The following is a 6296-nucleotide window of genomic DNA, read 5'->3' as shown; positions in this document are numbered from 1 at the left end:
GATCAAAGAGCCGAGACGGAGCGAGCGCAGCGAGTGCAGTGGCACCAGACGCCGCGGGCCTGACCGGCAAGATCCGAAAGACACGACCTAGCCGGAGGGCCGGGGTCGGGGGGTGGCGGCGGGGCGGAGGCGGACGGTGGGGCGGGCGGCTCCGGTCCGGGCCGCCGGGCCGCGCGCGCCGGCGGCCGGGGAGAGGGCCACGAAGGCCGAGGTGAGGAAGAGGTAGGAGCCGAGCCCGACCGCGAGCGGGAAGATGAACTGCATGGCCGTGGCCCCGGGGAGGGCCTCGACGGAGGGGGTGACCTCGACCCCGACCGCCGCCATCCCCGTGTAGTGCATGCTGCTCACCGCGGCGCCCATCACCAGGGAGGCGACGGCGACCGCGGCGGGCGAGCGGATGTTGAGGGCGGCCCAGAGGGCCGCGGTGGCGGCGATCACGGCGATGGCCACGGAGAGGCCGGCGAGCAGCGGGTCGTAGTCGACGGTGCCGTGCAGCCGCAGGGCCGCCATGCCGAGGTAGTGCATGCTGGCGACGCCGAGCCCGGTGGTGAGCCCGCCGAGGACCAGGGACCGGCCGCGGTCCCGGCCGTAGCCGACGGCGAAGATCCCGGCACCGACCACGCCCATGGCGACGACCAGGCTGAGCAGGGTCAGCGGCACGTTGTAGTGGATCTCGGTGCCGGTGACGCTGAAGCCGAGCATCGCCACGAAGTGCATGGTCCAGATGCCGGTGCCGAGGGCGGAGGCGGCGGTGAGGAGCCAGTTCCGCCGGGAGCGTCCGGTCGCGGCGAGCGCGCGGACGGTGCAGCGCAGACCGAGGGCCGCGCCGATGGATGCCATCACGTATGACAGCAGGGGGGTCAGCCAGCCGTAGGCCGCGTGGTCCAGGTGTCCCATGGCCCCGGGACGCTAGTCCGGGTGAGGGGACGAACACGGGGCGCATTTCGAAAGCTGATGGAATATGACGCAGATACGTTCGCGTGCGATCACCCGCGGTGGCATCGAGCACACCGTCTGCATGGATCGTGGGTGGGGGATCATGGGCCCATGAGCGAAGACCACACGCACGTGCAGGAGTTCTTCGGGTCCCGGGCCGCGGACTGGGACCGCCGGTTCCCCGACGACGGTCCCCGGTTCGCCGCCGGTGTGGCCGCGACGGGGCTACGGCCCGGCGACCGAGTGCTGGACGCGGGCTGCGGGACCGGTCGGGCCCTGCCGCACCTGCGTGCGGCGGTGGGCCCCGGCGGGACCGTCCTCGGGCTGGACCTGACCCCGCAGATGCTGACGGCCGCCGCGGGCGCGGCCCGGGAGGGGGCCGCGACGCTGCTGCGCGGAGACGTGGCCCGGCTGCCGCTGGGCGACGGCTCCCTCGACGCGGTGTTCGCCGCCGGTCTGGTGGCCCATCTGCCCGATCCGGCCCGGGACCTGGCCGAACTGGCCCGGGTGGTGCGGCCTGGCGGGCGGCTCGCGCTCTTCCACGCCATCGGGCGCCGGGCCCTCGCCGCCCGGCAGGGTCGTGAGCTGAGCCCCTCGGACCTGCGCGCGGAGCACAATCTGCGCCCCCTGCTGGCCGCGTCCGGCTGGCGACTGACCTCGTACGCGGACGAGGACACGCACTTCCTGGCCTTGGCCGTGCACGAGCCCTCGGCCTGACCCCTCCGCGCCGTCACGGGAGGGGGGACGCGTCACTCGTGGACGTCCCCGCCGGGTGGGCGCGGGACCGGGCAGCCGGCGAGGCCGGGCACCGGGAAGGTGCCCAACTCGGCCACCTCGTAGCCGTCCCGGTATCCCTTGACCTCGCGGTTCTGCCGGCCGAAGTGCGGGGTGCGCCGGGGCGGCAGCAGCCGCACGGCGCGTCCGCGCAGCCGGAGCGCGCCGCGGACCAGGCTCCGCACCGCGGGCGGGGGCGGGGCGTACCGGAAGGCGTCCAGCAACGGCCCGTCGAGCAGGGCCAGGCTGGTGCCGCGCACCAACGGGGCGAGCCGTTCCGGGTACCAGGAGGCCATCAGGTCGATGGTGGAGTCGGCGACCGCGCGGCCGCCCGGGTCCCAGCCGAAGTGTTCGGCCTCGTAGGCGTCCAGGCAGCGCTCGTACGCGGCGAAGCCCTCGGGGACGTCCGGGATGCCCATGTGCCGGCCCAGGGTGGCGTAGTAGCGGGCCGACGCCTCCCGTTCGTGGCCGGAGAGCCGGCGCCAGCCGTAGGCGTCCAGCCACCGCGCCGGGACCACCACGAAGGTGGAGAGCACGTAGCGCATGTCCGCGTCGGAGATGTCGTAGCTGCGGTGCATCCGGTTGATCCGGCGGATCGCGGTGCGCCCCGTGTCGCTGTCGAAGCCGTGCTCGATGACGGCGTCCAGGAGCAGCGAGGTGTCGTCGTACCGTTTCTGGGGTCTGGTGCCGAATTCGGCGGTCTCCGCCAGGAGGCGGCCGATGGAGGGGACCGCGTAGGTGCGGAACAGCGCGAGCTCCAGGGCCCTGGTGTGGTCCCAGGGGAATTCCAGGGTCGCGCTCATGCGGTAGATGGTGAGGAAGTCCTTCTCCGGATCGAGCCGGAGGATCTCCTTGAGCCTGTCGTACCGGTGCACCCGCCGGCCCCTTTCCGTGACGCCGGCCCAACTCTACGTGCCGGTAGGCGGCTTCGGGGCCTCCCGCACGGGTGATGGCGCAGTGTGGTCCGACCGGCCGGAATTCGTTCCCGGCCGGGTCTCGACGGTGAAGCTACCGGCTGGTTAAGGTGCGCCGACGAGCAGCGATGGGGAGGGCACGTGACCGGGACGGACGAGGGCGCCGAGGCGCTCGGCACGGCGGTCGGGACGGCGCCGACCGGCCCGGGGACCGGGGCCGGCGAGGGGGCGGGGGCGGAGGAGGCCGACGGTTCGCTGTACGTGCTCTCGGCCCTGCTGCTGACCCCGGCGCGGTTCCCCGCCGTCCTCGGGGACGACTACCCGGCCGCCTGCCGGTTCCTCGGCCTGGAGCCGGGGCCCGCCGGATACGGGCTGGTGCTGGGTCAGGACGAGGAGGGCGCCCGCTGGACGGTGGTCGTCGACGACGTGTCGCTGGTCGCCGTCGCCATCGCCTCGTGGGACTGCGGCATGGAGTACGACCTCTCCCCGGACGAGCGCACGGTGGTGGTCTCCCTGGCGGGCTGGCCGGTGGACCTGGCCGTGGCCGCCCCGGACGTCCCCGCTCCGCACGATCCCGAGCAGGGCGCCGACGGCACCGGCCGGGTGCCGCTCCAGCCGCCCCGCGGCGACGTGTGGGGGCCGGCGCAGCGCCGGACGGGCGCGGACGAGATCGCCCTCCAGTGGGCCGAGTGGCGGGCGCGGTTCACGGACGGCGCCGGCCCGGGGGCCGCGTCCGGTCCGGACGCACCGTCCGCGCCGCCCTCCCACCCGGGGGTGCGGCGGGCCCTCGACGAGGCCCGGGCGTACACCACCGAGGGCCCGCCGCCGCCCGGCCGGGTCCGGTCGGCCTTCGCGGGCGGCGAGGCACGGATCCTGCGCGTGGACGGGCCCGGTTGGTCCCTGGTGGCGCGCACCGACGACATGGCCTTCGTGCTGCTGGACGAGGAGCCCGGCCAGGTCCGTCCGGTGGGCCGGGGCGCCGAACTGCCGCTGCTGTTGGAGGCCCTGGACCGGATCGCGGTCCGGCCGGCCTGACGGGCCGTACCCGGCGGGCCGGCCCTGACGGGTCCGTCCGCCGGTGATCCCGGCCTCCCCGGGCGGGCCGGTCAGACCCGTTCGAGCGGGACGTGCGGGCCCTCCGGGGCCTCGACCTCGATCTCGTCGCCGGGGTGGACGGTGCCGCCCCGGCGGACCACGCCCATGATCCCGGCCTTGCGGACGACGCGGCCCTCGGTGTCCCGGCCGACGACCTGCTTGAGCAGGCCCTCCCGGAAGGCGTCGATCTGCAGGCAGGGGTTGCGCAGCCCGGTGACCTCCACGACGGCCTCCGGGCCGAGGTGCAGCAGGGTGCCACGGGACAGGCCGAGCAGGTCCAGCCCGCGGGTGGTGACGTTCTCCCCGAGCCCACCGGGGGCCACCTCGAATCCGGCCGCGGCCAGTTCGTCGAAGAGCTCTCCGTGGATCAGGTGGACCTGACGGAGGTTGGGCTGCGTGGGGTCCTGGGCCACCCGGGAACGGTGGCGGACCGTCACCCCCGCGTGCGCGTCCCCCGCCACCCCGAGCCCTTCCAGAAGGGTGATGCGGGGTCGGCCGGTCTTGCTGAAGCCGTGCTCGGCGTCGCTGCTGACCGCGGTGACGGAACCGGTCATGGAACCGGGATCCTTCCTTGTCGTCCGGTGGGGCGGGGTCGGCCGGACCGCCGGCCTCGGCCCCCGCGGCCCGACCCTACGGGAGGACGTCCGGGGGGTGTCCGGCGAGGTCAGGACCCTGCCGAGGCGTGACGGGCGGTGGCGTACGGGGCCCGCGTGACGGAAGGGTCGCCTCCGGCCGGGTCGTGCGCGGGCGGCGCTCGGGGTGGGGTACCCTCGGCCGCCCTGACCCCCGGTAGTCAAGTATGAGGAATCCGTGCGCGAAGAGATCTCGGACGTCATCGACTGCTCCGTCGTCTTCCTGCCCGGTGACCCCGCCCGGGCGAGCCGGTTCGCCCTGTGGTTCCCCGAGGGCGAGGCCCCGCGCGGGCTCGCCCCGGACGCCGTCCCGTACGCCGGTCCCCTGGGCCCCCTCCTCGGCCCGGGACTCCTCGGCCCCGGCGGGCCGGGGCCGCTGGTTCCCGACGGCGGGGCGCTCGCGGAGCTGGAGGTGCTCTCCTCGGAGCTCGTCCCCGAGACGGTGTCCGTGCTGCTGCTGCCCGTCGGCGCCGCACTGCCGCTGCTGACCCGGGCCCGCGCGGCGGCCGAGGAGGAGCCGGCCCTCGCCGGGACCCCGGCGGCCTTCTGGGGTGCCGCGGCCCTGCTCGCGCTGGAGTTCACGGCGCGCGGGCTGCTGCTGCCGGGGCTGACGGCCACGGACCACGACTCCTGGCGCGCCGGGCCCTTCGGGGCGGAGGAGCTGCGGCGGATCCGTGAACTGGCCGCCGCCATGCCGCCGGACGCCCACTGCGTGCCCGTTCCCGGCCCCGGCCCGCTGCTGCTCCCGGACCCCGAGGAGCTGCTGCGGTCCTTCCTGGACGCGGTCGCCGACACCCTGCCGCGCAGTCCGGCGGCCGAGGCCGCCGCGGGGGGTCCGGCCTTCGCCGCGTCCGCCCCGCGCCGGGTGCCCGCGCACCGGGCCTGGGCGGAGGACGTGGCCGGCGTGCACGACGCGGGCGTGCGGATCTCGCTGCGCGTGGAGGTGCCCGTACCGGCGGCGGAACCCGAGGGGGAGGACGGCCCCGGGACCCTCGCCACCGGCGCCGTCCCGGTCGGGGCCTTCCGGGTCGTGCTCCGGCTCCAGGGCCCGGCCGGACCCGAGGACGTGGCCGATGCCGCCGAGGTGTGGGCCGGCGGGCACCCCGGTTTCCCCGCCCGGGCCCGGATGGACGCCCTCCTGGCCCTGCGCCGGGCGGCCCGGGCCTGGCCGCCGCTGGCCCCGCTGCTCACGGCGGCCGTGCCGGACTCCGTCGAGCTGGCCGACGAGGAGGTGGCCGAACTGCTGGGCGCTGGGGAACGCGCCCTGGCCGCCGAGGGCGTTCCGGTGGTGTGGCCGCCCGCCCTCGCCCGACGGCTGACGGCGCGCGCCGTGGTCGGGGAACCGGCCGACGGGGACGGGTCCGAGGACGGGGGGAACGATCGGCGGGGTGGCCCGCTCGGGGACGGTCCGGGGGACGCGGGCGCCGACGGGGGCGCCGTGGGACCGACCTCCTTCCTGGCCCCGGGGGCCCTGTTCTCCTTCGACTGGCGGTTCGCGCTGGGAGGGCGGGAGCTGACCCGGGCCGAACTCGACCGGCTCGCCGAGTCCAAGCGGCCGCTGGTCCGGCTCCGGGACGGCTGGGTGCTGGTGGACCCGGCCGAGGCCCGCCGGGCCCGCTCCCGCCAGGAGCGCAAGCTCACCCCGGCGGAGGCCCTGTCCGCGGCCCTGACCGGCTCCGCCGAGGTGGACGGGGCCACGGTGGAGGTCCGCGCGGCCGGGGCCCTCGAACGGCTTCGGGCCCGGCTCACGGACCCGGACGCCGCCGGCGCGGCACCGGTGCCCGCACCTCCGGGGCTGGCCGCCACCCTGCGCGACTACCAGCTCCGCGGCCTGGAGTGGCTGGTCCGGCTGACCTCCCTCGGGCTGGGCGGTTGCCTCGCCGACGACATGGGGCTGGGCAAGACCGTCACCCTGATCGCCCTGCACCTGCACAGAGCCCAGGAC

The 6296-nt window shown here is 76.2% G+C and carries 6 protein-coding genes; 3 read left to right on the top strand and 3 right to left on the bottom strand.

Translation table 11 applies throughout. The annotated features are described in order from the left end of the window. Positions 1-87: 87 nt before the first annotated feature. Positions 88-897 carry an MHYT domain-containing protein gene (locus ABTZ17_RS35805; protein WP_352199994.1) on the bottom strand — a complete coding sequence of 270 codons (810 nt, stop codon included), beginning with the start codon at positions 895-897 and terminating at the stop codon, positions 88-90. 150 nt (positions 898-1047) lie between these two features. Between ABTZ17_RS35805 and ABTZ17_RS35800 the strand changes: the two genes are divergently transcribed. After that, positions 1048-1653 (top strand): class I SAM-dependent methyltransferase, encoded by a 606-nt coding sequence (locus tag ABTZ17_RS35800; protein ID WP_352199993.1) that lies wholly within the window; start codon positions 1048-1050, stop codon positions 1651-1653. Between the two features lie 32 nt (positions 1654-1685). Here ABTZ17_RS35800 and ABTZ17_RS35795 read toward each other — a convergent pair whose 3' ends face one another. Next, a complete protein-coding gene (locus tag ABTZ17_RS35795; RefSeq protein ID WP_352199992.1) occupies positions 1686-2585 on the bottom strand; it encodes an oxygenase MpaB family protein in 900 nt (299 codons plus the stop codon). Between the two features lie 294 nt (positions 2586-2879). On the opposite strand from ABTZ17_RS35795, the gene ABTZ17_RS35790 reads away from it, so the two are divergent. After that, entirely contained in the window at positions 2880-3659 is a 780-nt protein-coding gene (locus ABTZ17_RS35790; RefSeq protein ID WP_352199995.1) for a hypothetical protein, read from the top strand. A 71-nt stretch (positions 3660-3730) separates the two neighbouring features. On the opposite strand, the gene ABTZ17_RS35785 is transcribed toward ABTZ17_RS35790, so the two are convergent. Then, positions 3731-4273 carry an MOSC domain-containing protein gene (locus tag ABTZ17_RS35785; protein ID WP_352199991.1) on the bottom strand — a complete coding sequence of 181 codons (543 nt, stop codon included), beginning with the start codon at positions 4271-4273 and terminating at the stop codon, positions 3731-3733. 256 nt (positions 4274-4529) lie between these two features. On the opposite strand from ABTZ17_RS35785, the gene ABTZ17_RS35780 reads away from it, so the two are divergent. Continuing rightward, the coding region (locus ABTZ17_RS35780) for an SNF2 helicase-associated domain-containing protein (protein ID WP_352199990.1) at positions 4530-6296 on the top strand (1767 nt) is incomplete at its 3' end.

This window comes from Streptomyces sp. NPDC097619 (assembly GCF_040302735.1).
Classification (GTDB): Bacteria; Actinomycetota; Actinomycetes; order Streptomycetales; family Streptomycetaceae; genus Streptomyces.
This window is presented reverse-complemented; position numbering and strand designations above follow the sequence as displayed.

What these genes read in the sequence shown, in the direction of transcription:
- ABTZ17_RS35805 (WP_352199994.1), bottom strand. Translation starts at nt 897, where the DNA reads ATGGGACACCTGGACCACGCGGCCTACGGCTGGCTGACCCCCCTGCTG.
- ABTZ17_RS35800 (WP_352199993.1), top strand. Translation starts at nt 1,048, where the DNA reads ATGAGCGAAGACCACACGCACGTGCAGGAGTTCTTCGGGTCCCGGGCC.
- ABTZ17_RS35785 (WP_352199991.1), bottom strand. Translation starts at nt 4,273, where the DNA reads ATGACCGGTTCCGTCACCGCGGTCAGCAGCGACGCCGAGCACGGCTTC.